Origin of the sequence: Cognatundibacterium jejuense (genome assembly GCF_014284255.1) — a bacterium.
GTDB classification, from domain to species: Bacteria; Pseudomonadota; Gammaproteobacteria; order Burkholderiales; family Burkholderiaceae_D; genus Undibacterium; species Undibacterium jejuense.
Genome location: NZ_JACOFV010000013.1, coordinates 38,045 through 55,711, shown reverse-complemented (window position 1 = coordinate 55,711; position 17,667 = coordinate 38,045). Strand labels below are relative to the sequence as shown.

The 17,667-nt window shown below is 45.8% G+C and carries 12 protein-coding genes and 1 tRNA gene; 3 read left to right on the top strand and 10 right to left on the bottom strand.

The genetic code is table 11. From position 1 onward, the window contains the following. The first annotated feature begins 159 nt into the window (after positions 1–159). Positions 160–1,503 carry a 2-hydroxycarboxylate transporter family protein gene (locus H8K32_RS14080; protein ID WP_281388556.1) on the top strand — a complete coding sequence of 448 codons (1,344 nt, stop codon included), beginning with the start codon at positions 160–162 and terminating at the stop codon, positions 1,501–1,503. Between the two features lie 122 nt (positions 1,504–1,625). Here the strand turns inward: H8K32_RS14080 and H8K32_RS14075 are convergent, their stop codons facing one another. The 4 genes from H8K32_RS14075 to H8K32_RS14060 form a co-directional block, all read right to left on the bottom strand. Further along, positions 1,626–1,823 (bottom strand): hypothetical protein, encoded by a 198-nt coding sequence (locus tag H8K32_RS14075; protein WP_186913174.1) that lies wholly within the window; start codon positions 1,821–1,823, stop codon positions 1,626–1,628. A 39-nt stretch (positions 1,824–1,862) separates the two neighbouring features. Further along, positions 1,863–2,513 (bottom strand): heme-binding protein, encoded by a 651-nt coding sequence (locus tag H8K32_RS14070; RefSeq protein ID WP_186913173.1) that lies wholly within the window; start codon positions 2,511–2,513, stop codon positions 1,863–1,865. Positions 2,514–2,604: 91 nt separating this feature from the next. Then, a complete protein-coding gene (locus tag H8K32_RS14065) occupies positions 2,605–3,849 on the bottom strand; it encodes an SAM-dependent methyltransferase (RefSeq protein ID WP_186913172.1) in 1,245 nt (414 codons plus the stop codon). 78 nt (positions 3,850–3,927) lie between these two features. Continuing rightward, complete coding sequence (locus H8K32_RS14060; RefSeq protein WP_186913171.1) at positions 3,928–4,254, bottom strand: BON domain-containing protein; 327 nt, start codon at positions 4,252–4,254, stop codon at positions 3,928–3,930. Between the two features lie 352 nt (positions 4,255–4,606). Here H8K32_RS14060 and H8K32_RS14055 point away from each other — a divergent pair, with 352 nt between their 5' ends. Both H8K32_RS14055 and H8K32_RS14050 read left to right on the top strand, forming a co-directional pair. Further along, positions 4,607–4,858, top strand: coding sequence for a hypothetical protein (locus tag H8K32_RS14055; RefSeq protein WP_186913170.1), 252 nt, complete (start codon positions 4,607–4,609; stop codon positions 4,856–4,858). A 178-nt stretch (positions 4,859–5,036) separates the two neighbouring features. Continuing rightward, positions 5,037–7,241, top strand: a complete 2,205-nt coding sequence (locus tag H8K32_RS14050) for an OsmC domain/YcaO domain-containing protein (RefSeq protein WP_186913169.1) — start codon at positions 5,037–5,039, stop codon at positions 7,239–7,241. Positions 7,242–7,467: 226 nt separating this feature from the next. On the opposite strand, the gene moeA is transcribed toward H8K32_RS14050, so the two are convergent. From moeA to rpoD, 6 genes are all read right to left on the bottom strand, one after another. After that, positions 7,468–8,769 (bottom strand): molybdopterin molybdotransferase MoeA, encoded by a 1,302-nt coding sequence (gene moeA, locus H8K32_RS14045; protein WP_186913168.1) that lies wholly within the window; start codon positions 8,767–8,769, stop codon positions 7,468–7,470. 1 nt (position 8,770) lies between these two features. Next, entirely contained in the window at positions 8,771–9,382 is a 612-nt protein-coding gene (mobA, locus tag H8K32_RS14040) for a molybdenum cofactor guanylyltransferase MobA (protein ID WP_343068009.1), read from the bottom strand. An 808-nt stretch (positions 9,383–10,190) separates the two neighbouring features. After that, positions 10,191–12,968 (bottom strand): ImpA family metalloprotease, encoded by a 2,778-nt coding sequence (locus H8K32_RS14035; protein ID WP_186913167.1) that lies wholly within the window; start codon positions 12,966–12,968, stop codon positions 10,191–10,193. A gap of 759 nt (positions 12,969–13,727) precedes the next feature. After that, positions 13,728–14,036 carry a hypothetical protein gene (locus H8K32_RS14030; RefSeq protein ID WP_186913166.1) on the bottom strand — a complete coding sequence of 103 codons (309 nt, stop codon included), beginning with the start codon at positions 14,034–14,036 and terminating at the stop codon, positions 13,728–13,730. 407 nt (positions 14,037–14,443) lie between these two features. Continuing rightward, positions 14,444–14,521 (bottom strand) — tRNA-Ile (locus H8K32_RS14025). Between the two features lie 160 nt (positions 14,522–14,681). Further along, a complete protein-coding gene (gene rpoD, locus H8K32_RS14020; protein WP_390312654.1) occupies positions 14,682–16,841 on the bottom strand; it encodes an RNA polymerase sigma factor RpoD in 2,160 nt (719 codons plus the stop codon). Positions 16,842–17,667: the final 826 nt, after the last annotated feature.

Sequence of the window (17,667 nt, the reverse complement as noted above, 5' to 3'; positions counted from 1 at the left end):
CGTCAGGACTGTCATCTTCGTAGCTTTTTTTTCACACCCCTTTGTTTGAAGGCTTTTAGAAGGGTGTGCTGTTATACATTTCTATCTGAATGTCTGTCATTCCAATATCTGGCTCTTTTGAACCCAGAAAGATACAAATACAAAAACACAGGAGACACAATGGAAAAAGTAATAGCAAGTCCTATGGATACAGGACTCAGCCAAAGCAAACTATGGCCACATGCCTGGTGGAAACTCATGGAACAGCGGGTTGGCATCATTCCACTCCCAATTTATTGCCTATTATTGGCGCTGATTGTCGGTTTTGTTTCTAGCGGTAAGGTACCGACAGATATTTCAGTTTCTATCGCAGTTTTAGCCGTGGGGGGATTTACGTGTGCAGAATTCGGTAAGCGTTTGCCAATTGTCCGCCATATCGGTGCGGCAGCGATTTTTGCGACGTTTATTCCTTCCTATCTGGCCTTTAACCATCTCATTCCTGATCTGGTTCTAAAAAACGTGGTCGAGTTCACCAAGACCAGCAACTTTCTCTATCTGTTCATTTCGTCAATTATCGTCGGCAGTATCCTGAGCATGGACAGGACGATTCTGGTACAGGGGTTTATTAAGATATTTATCCCATTAGCCGCAGGAACCGTGGTTGCCAGTGTCGTTGGCACCGTAGTCGGAACCCTCTTAGGGCTTGGTACCTTTCATACCTTCTTCTATATTGTCGTGCCTATTATGGCTGGTGGTGTAGGGGAAGGCGCGATTCCGCTATCGATAGGCTATTCAGGGATTTTAGGGCAAACTCAAGGCGATATTTTTGCTCAGGTTTTACCTTCAGTTATGTTGGGAAGTCTGACCGCAATTTTGTTGGCAGGTGGACTAAATTTTATTGGTAAAAAATACCCTCATTTGACCGGAGAAGGTCGTTTACAGGAAGGCGATACGAGTCATTCGATGACCAGCGAAGAATCGATACCAGCAAACGTTGATATTGCCCATATTGCGGGGGCTGGTGTAACGGCGATTTCTCTCTACATGGTTGGCTTGATGTGTTTTAAATTATTTGGTTTTCCGGCGCCGGTAGCAATGCTTTTCGTGGCAGTGGTTTTTAAATTGTCGCGTGCCGTTTCTCCGCAATTAGAGCAAGCGTCTTTCGTGGTGTATAAATTCTTTTCCACTGCCGTCACGTATCCGCTTTTGTTTGCCATCGGTGCATCAATGACCCCTTGGGATAAATTGGTCGCTGCATTTAATATCTGTAATTTGATCACGATCATCGCTACCGTAGCAAGTTTGATGATCACTGGATTTTTTGTCGGACGACGTTTAAAAATGTATCCGATCGAAGCAGCCATCGTGAACGCATGTCATAGTGGTCAGGGTGGTACGGGTGACGTGGCAATCCTGACCGCAGCCAACCGTATGCAGCTCATGCCGTTTGCGCAAATTTCTACCCGCATAGGGGGCGCAATCGTGGTCACGCTTTCTTTATTGGCAATGTCTCAGCTGAAATAGTTAACGTCTGTTATGTCTTCGCGACACCCACATGAAAAATGCATGAAATATTGCATTGGGTTGTATGGCCGACTGTATTGCTTATACCAGTGATAAAAAAGTGATGCGACAGATCAGTCGTGTCACTTTTTTGACGAAGTGATGTTCTTCTTTAAACTTCTGTCTGCCGTTGACAAGGCAACGGCGACTGCCTGCTTCACCGCTTGCATTTTCGTACGGGGATGACTGGTGCCTATGCGACCTGATTGCTTCCAGTCGTCGACGATAAGTTTGATATTTGCACTGACCGCTGCTTTGCTGTTACTGTGATTGAGAGGCATAGTAGATTCCCCGTTCCCATTTGACTTTATTAGACTTTGCTAAGGTTGCGGTAAGCGCAACCAGATTTCATTGCGCCGCATGAACCAAGGCTTGAACGGTGGATCATAACGCGAATAAATTGCTTCTCCCTCCCATGCCAACTTGGCCGATTTCAGTGCATTCTCCAGCAAAAGCAAATGTTCGTTGTAATTGGTATCTGACCAGAAACCGGAATAACGAATCACTGCGAAACGGCAAGGCTTTACTTGGCGAAGTTTAATACGGGGGTCAAGTGGCTCTGGAGCGTTAGCTAAAGTAATATCTTTAGGCAAAACGAATTGCACTACGAATCCAGCAGGTGTCGTAGTTTGAATAACCGGTGCTGTCATCGCTAGCTTCTCGGGCTTTACTGGTTCTGCTGTCTGCGTCACTAGTGCTGTCATCTCTAGTGTACGCTTGCCTTTGTTTTGACCAAAAATGTAAGCAGCTAAAATCGGAAACGCCCGATTTCCTGCCTGATCAGCAGGACCATCAACGACCACCTCGGCAACCATATACGCTGCGTAATCCCGGATTTCGATACCGTTCATTTTCTCAACGAGCTTGAAATCAGGTTCTTCGGTAGCGTGACTGGGCATAGGAAAAATAAACAAAAGAAACAAGGGTAAGAATAGATAATGCCAGACATTAACGCTGATGATATTCTTCACTTTTAGAACTCCCATTAAAATTGCAGAACCATAAGGTATTATCTGCCCCAATGAAATCTGTGTTTCATCAACGAGCTCATGTCAACACGGTCTATGTGGCTTGGGGCACTGCGCTGGATTTCTTCAATGGTACACGACCATATCGATGGCCGTCAGGTAAGGACATCCGCTGCGGCAGACGCCCGGCTTTAACACAAACAACCTGAAACAAAGAAATCCAGTCCTGATTGAACGCATAAGCACAACCTGCCAGATACACGCGCCATATCCGGTAACGTCTGTCGCCTGATATTTGTTTCACTTTGTCTGCATTGGCTTCGAAACGTTCCACCCACAGCGTACATGTCTGTGCGTAATGGCTACGCAAATTTTCAATATCAAGTACTTCCAGGCCACCTTCTTGCATTGCTTTTAATGCCAGACCAATGTGCGGCAATTCACCGTGCGGAAACACATATTTTTCGATAAATTCGCCGTTACCATAAGGTGTCTCGCCACTCTCTGCGTCAGTCGAGGTAATGCCATGATTCATGACGACACCATCTTCCGACAGCAGAGAATTGATTTTAGCAAAATAGTCAGGCAAATTACGGACGCCGACATGTTCAAACATGCCAACGCTCGTGATTTTGTCAAACGTCCCTTGAACATCACGATAATCCTGCAAACGAATATCAATCAGATTGCTTAAACCTAATTTCATCACCTGCGTGCGGGCGAAGGATGCCTGATTTTCTGAGAGCGTAATTCCTACACATCGCGCACCATAATGTTGAGCCGCATGTATCACTAATGCACCCCAGCCACAGCCAATATCAAGGAGCGTATCACCGGGCTGCAGGTGGATTTTTTGTAAAATCAAATCCATCTTTTTTACTTGCGCTAAATTTAAATCTTCATCGCCATTTTCGAAATAGGCACAGGAATACACCAAATTTTCATCGAGCCATAATTGATAAAATGCATTCGAAACATCGTAGTGATATTGAATTGCCGCTTTGTCTTTGTCTTTACTACGTTGGATTTTTCGGATGATACGTGAAAATTTCCCCTCAAGCTTTAAGGTCCCGGAGGCAAGCGCGTTGCCAACAGAGATGATCGCGCCAGGCTTGCCTTCTACATCGATCTTACCATCAACATAGGCAGCACCAAGATTAGAGAGAGACGGCGTGAACAAGCAAGTTAAAGCAGAGACATGTGGAACCCGGACGATCACTTCCGGATGCAAATGACTCAAATTTAAATGCTGGCCATTCCACAACTCAACTCGTAAAGGCAGTACCAATTTATCGCGGATGCTCGCTGCCCAGTGCTCCAGTTTTTTTTCCCAAAACATTGATGATCTCCAGGCTTTGCTAATGCGAATGTTGAAGCATCCGATAAGTCTATCGATGCCATGCGAATTTTCAGGTCGTCAATAATCTGTCTTGATCGTGATATGGTTTTTGACGGCTCTGACACCGGCGGTATCGTGTGCAACTGCTTCTGCTTTATCAATCAACGTCTGCGTTGGGGCGCTGCCACTCAGCCAGACAACACCCTTATTATCCGTTTCCACCTTAATACTCGCAAAGCTGGAAACCTTATCTGCCACCAGCTTTGCTTTGATCTTCGTGGTGATGATAGAGTCTTTGACCAGGTTAATGGGGTGATCCTGATCAGCGTCATCTGCATACACCGCAGACGCCGGAACCAGCGTGCATGCGACCCAGATACATAAAGCGCCAAATTTGAGGTTCATCACTGCTCCTGATACGTTTGAAAGAAATTTGATCTTATCCAAAGCGCCGAAGAACAACTGTTCGGTAGAGCACTTAAAATTTAATGTCAAATTGAACGTCAGGCGAGATTTACTGAAGGATTTTCTTAACTTTAATGAATCACTTTATAATTGTCAGTATTTGTACACTGCACTTAGGTCTATTGATCGGTCCGTAATTGGAAAAAGTACTTAGAAAGTAAGCCAATCCCACAGATAAGATAAAGCCTCGGCATGTGAAAAGGCGCCGTTAAACAACGTATTGATAAATGACCAAGATAAAACCAAACGAATGTAACAGTAGATTAATAGTTTCAAACAGAACAGGAGTTCTATGCATAAAATAATTTTCACTGGCTTTCACCACAGCCTTAACGAACAAACTGCACGTGAGTTCCTTGAGCACATCCACGCGAGCCCTATTCTCGATATGAAAATTATTAGCGATGGCAATGCCGAACATCCATATCTGATTGCAGAACTCGCGATTGATGATATGCAGGCTTTCAACCTCACCACTCGCATCAAAAATTATTGGTATGACACCCATCTCGTATCCGCCTGCGGCTTATGGGAAAAAAGTTAGTTCTGATTTCAATTTCCTATCTTTTCTGATTGCTTTTCTTAGCACTTTCGATTCCAAATTGACATATCCCAGTCGCCACACCAAGCAAAGTCAGTGAGACTGCAATTCCATGTGAGGCGAGCCTAAAACATGGATAATAGCGTTCAACGTATTTTGAACATTATTTTGGATATCTCTCATGGAAATTAAGGTCAACTTTCTCGATAAGCTTCGTCTTGAAGCCAAATTCGATGATTTTACGGTCATAGCCGATCAGCCTATCCGTTACAAAGGTGACGGCTCAGCGCCGGGGCCTTTTGATTACTTTTTAGCATCATCAGCCTTGTGTGCTGCCTATTTTGTGAAGTTATATTGCAATACCCGCAATATTCCTACTGAAAATATCCGCCTTTCACAAAACAATATTGTCGACCCTGAAAATCGTTACGCCCAGATTTTTAAAATTCAGGTTGAATTACCGGCCGATATTTCTGCCAAAGACCGCGAAGGTATTTTGCGCTCTATCGAACGTTGCACGGTCAAAAAAGTGGTGCAAGAAGGTCCTGAGTTTGTCATCGAAGAGGTAGAAAATCTCGATGCCGATGCGCAGGCTTTACTGACCTTAAGCCCGGGTGCTGATGCAGCCACGTATATCCTCGGTAAAGATTTGCCGCTAGAGCAGACCATCGCCAATATGTCTGGCTTGTTGGCAGGTTTAGGTATCAAAATCGAAATTGCATCGTGGCGTAATATTATTCCGAATGTGTGGTCACTGCATATTCGCGACGCCCATTCACCGATGTGCTTCACGAATGGCAAAGGCGCAACGAAAGAAAGCGCATTGGCATCCGCATTGGGCGAATATATCGAACGCCTGAGTTGCAACCATTTTTATGCCGGTTCTTTCTGGGGTGAAGACATCGCCAATGCTGATTTCGTGCATTACCCGAATGAACGCTGGTTTAAACCGAGCAAAAAAGATGCCCTGCCAAAAGAAATTCTGGATGACTACTGCCTCGACATCTACAACCCTGACGGCGAGCTACGTGGTTCGCATCTGATCGATACCAATTCCGGCAATAAAGAACGTGGCATTTGCTCACTGCCCTATGTACGTCAATCGGATGGTGCGACCGTGTACTTCCCATCCAATCTGATCGAAAACCTGTTTGCCAGTAACGGCATGAGTGCTGGTAATACACTCGCTGAAGCGCAAGTCCAATGCTTGTCAGAAATTTTCGAACGCGCAGTCAAACGTGAGATTCTGGAAGGTGAAATTGCCTTACCTGACGTACCGCAAGAAGTGCTGGCGAAATTTCCTGGCATTCTGGCGGGCATACAAGGCTTGGAAGAACAAGGTTTTCCAGTGCTGGTCAAAGATGCGTCCCTCGGCGGTCAATACCCTGTCATGTGCGTGACCTTGATGAACCCACGTACTGGTGGTGTGTTCGCTTCATTTGGTGCCCATCCGAGCTTAGAAGTCGCGCTGGAGCGCAGCCTGACGGAATTGCTCCAAGGTCGCAGTTTTGAAGGCTTGAATGATTTGCCGCAACCTACCTTTGTCAGCAATGCGGTGACTGAGCCAAACAACTTTGTGGAACACTTTATCGATTCCAGCGGTGTGGTGTCATGGCGCTTCTTCAGCGCCAAAGCGGATTATGAATTCGTCGAATGGGATTTCTCCAGCGAAGGTGAAAATTCCAATAGCGAGGAAGCCGCAACCTTGTTCGGCATCCTTGCAGAAATGGGCAAAGAAGTTTACACCGCTGTCTATGACCAGTTAGGTGCCACTGCTTGCCGCATCCTGGTACCAGGCTATTCGGAAGTGTACCCGGTCGAAGATTTAGTCTGGGATAACACCAACAAAGCCTTATTGTTCCGCAGCGATATTTTGAATCTGCATCAGTTGGACGAAGAAGACCTTGGCGACCTGTTAGACCGTTTAGAAAATAACGAGCTGGACGATTACAGCGACATCGCCACCTTGATCGGTATCGAATTTGATGAAAACACCGTCTGGGGTCAACTGACCGTGCTGGAATTGAAATTACTGATCAATTTAGCGCTGGAAGAGTTTGAAGAAACGCATGAACTTGTCGGTGCCTTCTTACATTACAACGACAACACCGTCGAACGCGGCTTGTTTTATCAAGCCTTGAATGTGGTGCTGGAAGTCATGCTGGATGATGACTTGGAGCTGGCCGATTACGAAACCAATTTCCGTCGCATGTTTGGCAATGAACGCATGGATGCAGTTTTAGGCTCCGTGAACGGCAGTGTACGCTTTTACGGTTTAACCCCGACCAGCATGAAACTGGAGGGACTAGATCGTCACGCCCGTCTCATCGACAGCTACAAAAAGTTGCATACTGCACGTGCTAAGGCGGCGGCAACATCGAAATAACATCATTGCTTTAAGTCTGCATCAGTGACAATGAATTTCAACCCCGGCTTAAGCGAATGTTTAAGCCGGGGTTATTTTATCAAATGTTAACTTGCTTATTGTATTGGATCAAACTGGATCAAATTGGATCAAACGGTACTTAAAGTTTTAACCCCCTCGTATTCAACTCTCATTCGACTCATATTTCTATCTATCCATGCTTCAATCGCGTGAAGCAAATTGACAGCTATATCAATCCCTCAAACAGTACGATCATCACCTTAGCACCAGCCGTCACATGCTCCTGATCGTGGTCTAACACAATCATACAGTTAGCCTCAGACATCGAGCGTAGTATTCCGGAACCTTGCGATCCTGTAATGCTGACTTCCAGTTCGCCTGCTGCGTTAATTTCTGCGATGCCGCGTTGATACTCAGTTCGACCAGCGCGCTTTTTGATCGCATGTTTGCTGCTCGCCTTGAGCATCAGCGGTGGTGCATGTTCCGCCCCTTGCATCTGCAACAGTGCTTGTTTGACGAAGAAATAGAAACTCACCATCACTGCAACCGGATTGCCAGGCAATCCAAATAAATAGGCGCCTTTACCATTGGAGTTGATTTTTCCGAACGCCATGGGTCTTCCGGGGCGCATGGCGATAGACCAAAATGCCACCTCACCTAATTGCGCCATGGTTTGCCGGATATAGTCGGCATCTCCGAGAGAGACACCTCCAGTAGTAATAACGACGTCTGCATGTTCGCAAGCTTGTCTGAAACTCGCTTCCAGCGTCACGGTGTCATCCTTAACGACACCCATATCGATCAGTTCACAACCTAATCGCGTTAGCATTGCATGCAGCGTATAACGATTGCTGTCGTAAATACAGCCTTCATCCAAAGGCTGATCGACCGAACGTAGTTCATCACCGGTGGAGAAAAATGCTACGCGCAGCCGACGCTGCACTGGAACGGTCGCAATACCTAAAGACGCCAACAAACCCAAGTCTGCCGGGCGAAGTACTTTGCCGCGGCGTAAAGCAATTTTGCCAATCGCCAGATCTTCTCCGGCCATTCGTCGATTGCTGCCAGGCTGGATGCAACCTGGCGCGACGTGAATACTGTCTTCGCTGGCTTTGCTGATAAACTCTAGCGGCACGACGGTATCGCAACCATCGGGCATGACTGCGCCAGTCATAATACGAACGCATTCGCCTGCCGCTACGGTTCCCTGATACGCCCGACCAGCAAACGCTTTACCGATGATCCTGTAACTTACTTCTTCTACAGTCGATAATGTATTGCCAGAAAAAGCATAGCCATCCATGGCAGAGTTGTCATGGGCTGGTACATTCATTCCGGAGACGATATCTTCTGCCAGCACACGCCCCAATGCTTGTTGGATGGGTAAATGTTCAATAGTACAAGTTGGCTGAATCGATTGGTTAATCAATTCCCGGGCTTTGTTAACAGATAAATTCTGCGGGTCATCATATCCCATCGTACTGATAGTCTCGTTTAACGATATGGTGGGTGTGACTTGTTGGTTCATGTCAGGACTCAAGTTGCTTTAGTTCTTGTAAGGTATTGATATTCGCGAAGCCGGAATGATCTTCAAATAGTACTTCAGCGACAGCTAATTGCTGAAACCAGGCATCAACTTTACGACCACCACCATTGAGAAAATCATTCAGGCCAGGAAGCACCGATAATTTCATGAGGGCAAAAACCGGATGCCTTTGACGATAGCTTACGCCGTTTTCTGATTCTAAGGTAACAGCGACGGCAAGATCCGCGTCGTTCACTATTAAGCCTTCAGACAATCGAGCAACCAGGTTCAAAGGCAACAACGGCGAATCACACGGCACCGATAACAGATACGGCGTCTGACAATGTTGTAATCCGGTTTGCAGTCCCGCTAATGGCCCGGCAAAACCGGCCATCTGATCGGAGAGAACAGGATAGGAAAAAGCCTGATACTGATCGACATTCTGGTTGGCATTGATAATAACAGCACCGACTTGCGGTGCTAACCGCATGAGGACATGGCGTGCTAAGGGCATATTACGAAACACCTGTAAGCCCTTATCAACGCGCCCCATTCTGGTACCTAAACCACCGGCAAGCAGTAAGCCTGTTATCTGGTGTTGATCAATCATAATCATAAAAAATTTGCGCTCGTTAAATATAGCGACGATGAAATAGAACCGAAGAATTCCACTTCATTTCTGTGAAATTGTCGCCATTGAATATTGAAGCATATTGACCAATATTGAAAGCGAATCAATTTCATCAGCAATACAACGTGACGTCGCGCATTAAAACCGGTTTGGATTTCAAGTCCACAGTAATGACACGATGTTACTCCCATCTGCCTCTCACACACATGTCGAAACATATTGGTTCGCAAGAAAAATACTTGATGCAGCAGCAAACGCGGTACTACATCGTTCAGGCAGACTGCAAAGCACATAAAAAAATAGCCCGCTCGAGGCGGGCTTAATTCCAATCCTTTGCGGGAGTTGGAGGAGACAGTTGATACTATATTGCAGCGCACCAAGAACGCAAACTAATTTTTTTATATATCCGTCATTCATAAAGCAGATATCCCGGCTTATTAAAGCGCTAAGAAACGTGCCAGGCAGGAATTGATCCTTACGATCGGTCATCTCTCTGCCGCTCGCTCAATCAAGAAAAGGCCGTTTCTGGTTCAAAATTCTCATATCACAAAGCGAGTAGCTAGTGAGCTGAACAACCTGGTGATCAACTCACTCACCGTTATCAGCAATTTGAAAAACTGGATGGCACCGAATTGCTTGAAATCTCGCGTTATTGACAGAACATTCCAACAATATTCTTGCGAATACCATTGATAAACCTCGCGGATGACGAACACCAAATTTTGATCAATCTGATCAAGTCTTAGTGGTCGTCAACCAAGAGCGAGAGTCATCGCACTTCTTGGGTTCCGGATCAGAACGGATAAACCGGCGTTGACTTCGATAAATCCAACCATTGGCCGGTTGATACCTGATTAAATTTACTTTGTGCCAGCGCATAAAACTGCTCAGGCAATACCGGCAAATTCAAATCAGCCACAGAATCGAGTGCCGCTTGTGATAATGTAATTCCATACATTGCAAAGATATTCCGCAGATCCTGACCAATGATTTTCGAGCTCAATACAAATATCAAATCAGGATTAGAAATGCTACTGTTATCTGCAAAACGACTCATGCCGTACTTGCCCTTGTTATTCGGATCCCACGCCTTAGCAACCAGACGATCGCTCTTATTAAGGAGACTTAAGAAATCTAAAGTCGTTTCCATAGTAGGAACGATTTCATTAGCGCGATAGCGACTGAATAAAAACGCTAACTGAAAATGCACAGCCCGCATTGGGTCCTGATTCGCCATCGTCCACAGATGGGTTTGCATATCCAGCACTTTGGCGTTTCCTGTCAAACCTGTTGCCCGATTGGCGACGATATCCTTGTATAAAGTTGCATGATCAGTCGTGTGTCCGGTATCAACTCCCAGCAATTTATATTGGCGGATCATTTGTGCACTAGCCAGAATATTGTTATCGCATTCCACTACACACCCCTGACCGTTAAACGCAATATGCAAAACACGTTGTACAGTGTTATGCCCCATCTCGTGCGCCCAACCCCAACCTGCATCGATACCAGCGTAGCCATCAGTTGGGTTGCCTGAGCAGAGGTAACCACACGTTGCAATCCAGCCGACCATATGCTGCATGTTTGGTGCTCGATGGATATTACCATCACAGGTCCAGCCAAACTGCGTGCACAGTGTAGAGACGTTCGTCGTCATCCCAACATCGTTATATCCATTTGCAATGTGATTGGAGTTGAATAACATATCCTTGATCTGCGTTTGAATGAACGTATTTGGATCAACATTGACGTTAACATAGCCAATAATTTGCTGAATTTCGCCACCCACTAGCTTCAAGGTCTGCCAACCAAAGTCTTTACGCTTGGTCGCCGCAATCGCATCAGCATAGTCTTGTGCAGATTGTGGCTGCGTCATATCAAAGTGAGAATACTTAGCAGCACCACGAATTTTGAGCGTAATCGTCTGACCTGGCGTTGCTCCTGAATAATTCAACATCAGTGGCCCTCCGAACGGCGAATTAAACACCATTGGAGAAGCCGTGCTTGACGTCGAAAGTGGAATAGCAAACGAATTAGGACGACGTGGACGTTTGTATTTTGTAGCAACATCATCCGTCAACGGATCGCCCCAAGTGCGCAGATGGTTGGTTTGTACAGACAAGCCAGTGACACTACCACTATCGACAACCTGAATAGAGATTGGCTTTGCTGGAATCGCGCCGCGACCAATCAAGGTAATTCCTGATGCTTGTGGAATCGTGACAGTAATTGTTTCATCAGTACTGCTAACCGGAATCGCTTGCGCGGCGGCAGGCATGTAATCGCCTTGACCTGCTGTTGCTGTTGTTGTCGTCGCACGGTTAAACGTTACCCAGGAATCGGAGGCATAGGTGCGCAAAAAATCGCCCGCAGCTGTATCTCGGTTGATAGAACCATACTTAATCATTGGTCGGTATAAATCCGCCCACAACACCAGTAAACGATACAAATCAGTAGCAGGGCTATTAAACAGATCTATCCCATTACTTTGCATTGTACCTAGATCATTATGGAAGAAAGTGATAGCGGTCGCAGGGGAAGCATCCGTACTGAGCTTTAAGGAAGGCTGCGCTTGCCCGAGATAACCCAGTGTAGTTACTAAAGGCGTCAACTGATCATTTCGCTGCAGCATGCTACTCACGGACGTACCGCTCGCCACCGAAACAGCCGATGCGGAAGCGAAATAATTACCAGGATATCCCCCCAGATCCATTCCCATGCCATTGAGCACCTGCCGTCCACCAGCCGAGTCAATCCAACTAGCGTGCATGTAGACGACAGCTTTTCCTGCTGCGAGATATTTATAAATCTGTGCCGACAAGGCGGAATCAATGCGTGTTCCTGCTCCAAAGACCAGTACATCGAGGTTAATCCAACAGCTATTCGTTGGATCAACAAGATCGCAGGTCACTGCCTGTGGCGTAGCGCCCAGTGAGGCAATTAACGTCCCAACTGTCGGCGCATCGTAGCCAGCCGTCGCAAATTTGACGGTTGTCGGCAGCTTACCTGAGGCGTTACCTGTCACCGCCCAGGTAAATGCCTGATTAAAAACTGGGGTATGCTGAATTTCTTTTGACTGCGTTGCGATCCACTTTAAAACATCGGCACCATACGCAAGTGCACGCCCCTGACCATACATCGCAACAGCTGCAAGTGTACTACCATCATCAGCAGTCACTAACGGAGCAGCCATCGTATGATTCCTGATATTGATATCACTACTATTGGTAGTCAGATTTAAAACCGGAGTGACTCCATTACCTGCATATATAGAGCTGATGGCTGTACTTTGCTGTTGTTGATACTTGATCGCTAATGCCGTCGCTTGTTGCAATAAGGTAGGCGCATCGGCAATACTTAAATGACTTGGATCACCACTCTTGAGAGCAAGAGCAATTAGATCTGTTGGCGCTCCCCCTGACGTATCCGATGTTGTTCCATTTTGTGAAGTTCCGGCATTGGTTGTAGTACTTTGTCCTCCGCCACCGCCGCCACCACATGCAAAGAGTAGCGTCACTAATGGCGCTACAACAAAGACTTTCTTTACTTTAAACCATTGTTTCAACCGCATAATTTTCTTATTCCCACAAAACGTAAGTTGTGATTTTATTGCTGACAAAAAAACTTCATTTATTTGAAGTTACATCACCGGACATAACCGGACCTATCCCCCACACTTGAGTGTACGTGTGGAAATTATTTTTTAATATTGTCCTTTGGTGCAGATCAACTACAAAATCAACGCAAACTTCTATCACACTAAGTCCTAGCACCGCCAGGTTATATACTCTATCCAATGCCATGTTTATACAGAAGTTGATTACTTTATATCCAAATTACTCATATCCAATGTATGCCGATACGCCATTTAATCCATCAGCTAATGGCAGATCAAATTACTCACCAATGCATAGATGCAATCAACGGGATGCTTATGTCGACTGTCGAATAAGTTGCAAACGTAGCTCGCTGAATCAACTGAAATGTTGACGTGCTGGTCGTAACCAGAAAATGAATTGGTGAGGGGGACTAACAAATAAAGCCTAACGTTTAAATCAGGGCTAGGTTTATGGAATGGAGGATCTTAGCTATAAAACTGCCGCATTACAATTTGGAAAAATACGCATTTTTTTGCGGGAATTACTGAGATGGAACTATTTTTTAAGTAATGAAGACAAAGCATTGCTTTTTATAGCCGCGAACAAGTTATTCGCGAGTTGTCTGCAGCCAGTCGCATTATTGCTACTGAATCGGATGAAATCGAAGAGTGCGTCGCTACGTTTTCAGGATCAAAATCAGAGGTCGGTCATGTTAATACTAGTACCGTCACTCACAACCCAAATACAACCGCGTTTACCGCAATTGATGTGCATAGTGCGCTTAAAAGAATACGAAAAAACGAAATAAAATCTTTTACATCATCGAGAGTCTTCAGCCTTCCGTTATCATCATTCAATCGTAGTTCGCCTAATGAAGCATCCAGTAAAAATCGCTCCACGTATACGTAAGTTTTAGCAGGTATATCTTGAAGACTTATGTAACCAGAGGAAGTTAAATCAACGGTTGCCATAGTTCTAGCTACGTCATACAACGACAAACACCCAGCAACTTCAATCCCATTTTGAATCACATATTCCATTTACTCACTCCTTGACTCAACTATTGTTTTAAGTAAAAACTACCAATGAGAAAGCATAAAATGAGCTTCCGAGATACTTAGAATTTAATTGATTTGCGTTGAATGGGATGTATTACACATATATGTGGGAAATTAATACGGTTAGTTGCGCATCAATAAGACACTCAGGTAGGTTGCTATAGAACCTGATGAAATGCGCGCGTACTTACCGCTCACCCAATGAGGTAGAGGGGGCCTTGAACATAATTAAATGCTTAGTAGATTTAAATTTATGCTCGGTTTAGAGAGACTCGATTTTTATTTCAAAGATTGGGTTACACAGTGGTTACATGGAATTAAAATGAAAGACGCAAACAAAAAGGGCGACAAGCCTAAGCATGTAACCCTTTGATTTTGCTACTGAATTCTGGTGGGCCTCCCGTGAGTCGAACACGGTACCAACGGATTATGAGTCCGCTGCTCTAACCAACATGAGCTAGAGGCCCATTTTTTTTCGTGTTTTATTCTGAAAATTCTCGTTTTATCTGTTCGAAAAAACGAAGCATTTTCAATCTAAAACATTTGCTACTGCAAATCATTTACTCCGAAAAATCGGCGCAAAAAAACGCATTGGCGCTGAAAAAAATCAGCGCCAATTATACAACATTAATTCCCTTCGAGGAAGCTCTTGAGCTTATCTGAGCGCGATGGGTGACGTAATTTGCGCAGTGCTTTTGCCTCTATTTGGCGGATGCGCTCGCGAGTGACGTCGAATTGTTTACCGACTTCTTCCAGCGTGTGATCGGTCGACATTTCTACGCCAAAACGCATACGCAATACCTTGGCTTCGCGTGGCGTTAAGGAATCCAACACGTCTTTGACAACGTTGCGCATCGATGCGTGCAGCGCTGCATCAGCTGGTGCCAGGGTGTGGTTGTCTTCGATAAAATCGCCGAGGTGAGAATCATCGTCGTCACCGATCGGGGTTTCCATGGAAATCGGTTCTTTCGCGATTTTCATGATCTTGCGGATTTTATCTTCTGGCATTTCCATCTTGATCGCCAGCGTTGCAGGATCTGGCTCTACGCCTGTTTCTTGCAAAATCTGACGTGAGATACGATTCATTTTATTGATCGTCTCTATCATGTGCACAGGGATACGAATGGTGCGCGCCTGATCGGCGATGGAACGGGTGATCGCCTGACGAATCCACCATGTGGCATACGTAGAGAATTTGTAACCACGACGGTATTCAAATTTATCCACCGCCTTCATCAAACCGATGTTGCCTTCCTGAATCAGATCGAGGAATTGCAAACCGCGGTTCGTGTATTTTTTTGCGATAGAAATAACCAGACGCAAGTTAGCCTCAGTCATTTCGCGCTTGGCTTTACGGGCTTTCATTTCACCAGCAGACATGCGCTTGTTGATGTTGCGCAGATCTGGCAACGGCAATACAACGCGCGATTGCAGGTCGATCAATTTTTGTTGCAACTGCTGCACAGCTGGTACGTTACGACCCAGGATTGCGCTGTAGGAATGACCGGAGTTAACTTCGCCTTCCACCCATTTCAGGTTGGTTTCATTACCTGGGAATACTTTGATGAAGTGCGAACGTGGCATGCCGCAGCGATTGACTGCAACTTCCAGAATTTGCTTCTCAATATGGCGTACTTCGTCGACCTGGCCGCGCAAGGTGTCGCATAATTTTTCAACGACTTTTGCCGTAAAGCGAATGCCGAGCAATTCGTTAGAAATCGCTTCTTGCGCTTTGACGTAAGACTTAGAGTTGTAGCCTTCTTTTTCGTAAGACTTGCGCATTTTGTCGAAGTTGGTGGCAATGATTTCAAACTTTGCCAATGCATCGCGCTTCATTTGCTCTAACTGTTCAGCAGAGATGGCGGCTGCGCCTGCGGCACCACCGTCGTCATCTTCTTCCTCTTCGTCTTCTTCGTCTTCTTCGTCTTCTTCATCCTCATCGGATACTGGAGCGACGACGACAGGAGCAGGTTCGTCGTTGGCGTTTGGATCAACCAAACCATCAACGATTTCATCGATTTTCATTTCATCGGCAGCGATTTTTTCTGCTGCTGCGAGGATTTCTGCAATCGTGGTCGGACACGCAGAAATCGCCTGAATCATGTCTTTCAGGCCTTCTTCGATTTTCTTAGCGATGACAATTTCGCCTTCGCGTGTCAGCAACTCTACCGAGCCCATTTCGCGCATGTACATACGCACTGGATCGGTAGTACGACCAAAGTCAGAGTCAACGGTGGACAAAGCGGCTTCAGCAGCAGCTTCCACTTCATCATCATCCGTCGTTACGGTAACAACGTTATCTGACAACAGCAAAGTTTCTGCATCGGGTGCTTGTTCATAAACAGCGACACCCATGTCGTTAAACGTGCCGATAATGCCTTCGATTGCTTCTGGATCGACAACGTTTTCTGGCAAGTGATCGTTGATCTCTGCAAACGTTAAGTAGCCGCGATCTTTACCAAGCTTGATCAGCGTTTTGAGCTTCTGACGGCGACGTTCAAGTTCTTCTTCAGTCGCTTCCGGATCAGAAGAAAACGCGTCTTTCAAGAGCGCTTTTTCTTTAGCTTTACGATCTTTCGCCTTTGCCTTATCAATTGCTTTCATCTCAGCGCGTTCAACCGCGTTCAATGCTGCAATTTCTTCATTTTCAGGCTGATATTCTTTTGGTTTGCGTCCGCGACGGCCAGGCACTTTCACACCTGGTAAAACATAACCAGACGTATCAATTGCGGCTAATACCGCAGCATCGGTCGTCTGCGAGACGGTCGGTGCAGATCCAGTCTTGATTTCCTGAACTTCAGGAGCAGCTTTCGCTGATTTCTTGGTAGGCTTAGTCACTGTCTTTGAATCGGTTTTGTTAGTTGTCACGGAAGCTTTCGATGTTGCGGATACCGCTGGGTTTGCTTCAGACGAATCAGCTTCAATTCGTGTTTGCTTACCAGCAATCTGATGAGTTGCGACTTCCGCAATTTTCTCATCACTTTTTTTGACTCGAGATGGCGTCTTGGTCGCCACTTCATTTATTTGCGTTTTTTTGTCTGATGCACTCTTTGCGGCATCACTGACTGTCTTTGCAACTGGCTTAATTGTTGCCACACCTGACTTACTCGTCGCCTTCGGTGTTGCTACGGTTTCAGCCGCCTTATTCACTTTAGGCGCTTTAATGTCTTTCGCAACCTCTATTTTGCCAACGGCTTTTGTTGCTGCCGGACTCAATTTTGCTGCGGCTTTCACGGGTATTGCCTTTTTCTCGGCGACCTTGGTGGCGGGCTTAGCGACGACCGGTGTTGCAAGCTTGCGAACAGCCGCAGAGACTGGCTTGGCAGTTGATTTGGTTGCTGGCTTCGCCGCAGTCTTGGTTGCAGTTTTACCTGCTGCCTTGGATTGCGTTTTTACGTCAACACTTGTTGCTTTGGCTACTGCTGTTTTACTGACTGTCTTTGCTGCAGGGGCGATGCTTGCATTTTTAGACACCTTGGTTGCAGTTTTTACAACTGCCGCGGGCGTCAGTGTTTTCGCGGGTTTCTTCATTGCGCTAGCCATTGAATCAAACCATCTGGAACTGAGAAAGTCGCCTGCATGTGCACATAACAAAATGCACAAAAAAGAAATG

Coding starts and splice junctions, on each gene's coding strand:
- H8K32_RS14080 (WP_281388556.1), top strand. CDS start 160: ATGGAAAAAGTAATAGCAAGTCCTATGGATACAGGACTCAGCCAAAGC.
- H8K32_RS14075 (WP_186913174.1), bottom strand. CDS start 1,823: ATGCCTCTCAATCACAGTAACAGCAAAGCAGCGGTCAGTGCAAATATC.
- H8K32_RS14065 (WP_186913172.1), bottom strand. CDS start 3,849: ATGTTTTGGGAAAAAAAACTGGAGCACTGGGCAGCGAGCATCCGCGAT.
- H8K32_RS14060 (WP_186913171.1), bottom strand. CDS start 4,254: ATGAACCTCAAATTTGGCGCTTTATGTATCTGGGTCGCATGCACGCTG.
- H8K32_RS14055 (WP_186913170.1), top strand. CDS start 4,607: ATGCATAAAATAATTTTCACTGGCTTTCACCACAGCCTTAACGAACAA.
- H8K32_RS14050 (WP_186913169.1), top strand. CDS start 5,037: ATGGAAATTAAGGTCAACTTTCTCGATAAGCTTCGTCTTGAAGCCAAA.
- moeA (WP_186913168.1), bottom strand. CDS start 8,769: ATGAACCAACAAGTCACACCCACCATATCGTTAAACGAGACTATCAGT.
- mobA (WP_343068009.1), bottom strand. CDS start 9,382: ATGATTATGATTGATCAACACCAGATAACAGGCTTACTGCTTGCCGGT.
- H8K32_RS14035 (WP_186913167.1), bottom strand. CDS start 12,968: ATGCGGTTGAAACAATGGTTTAAAGTAAAGAAAGTCTTTGTTGTAGCG.
- H8K32_RS14030 (WP_186913166.1), bottom strand. CDS start 14,036: ATGGAATATGTGATTCAAAATGGGATTGAAGTTGCTGGGTGTTTGTCG.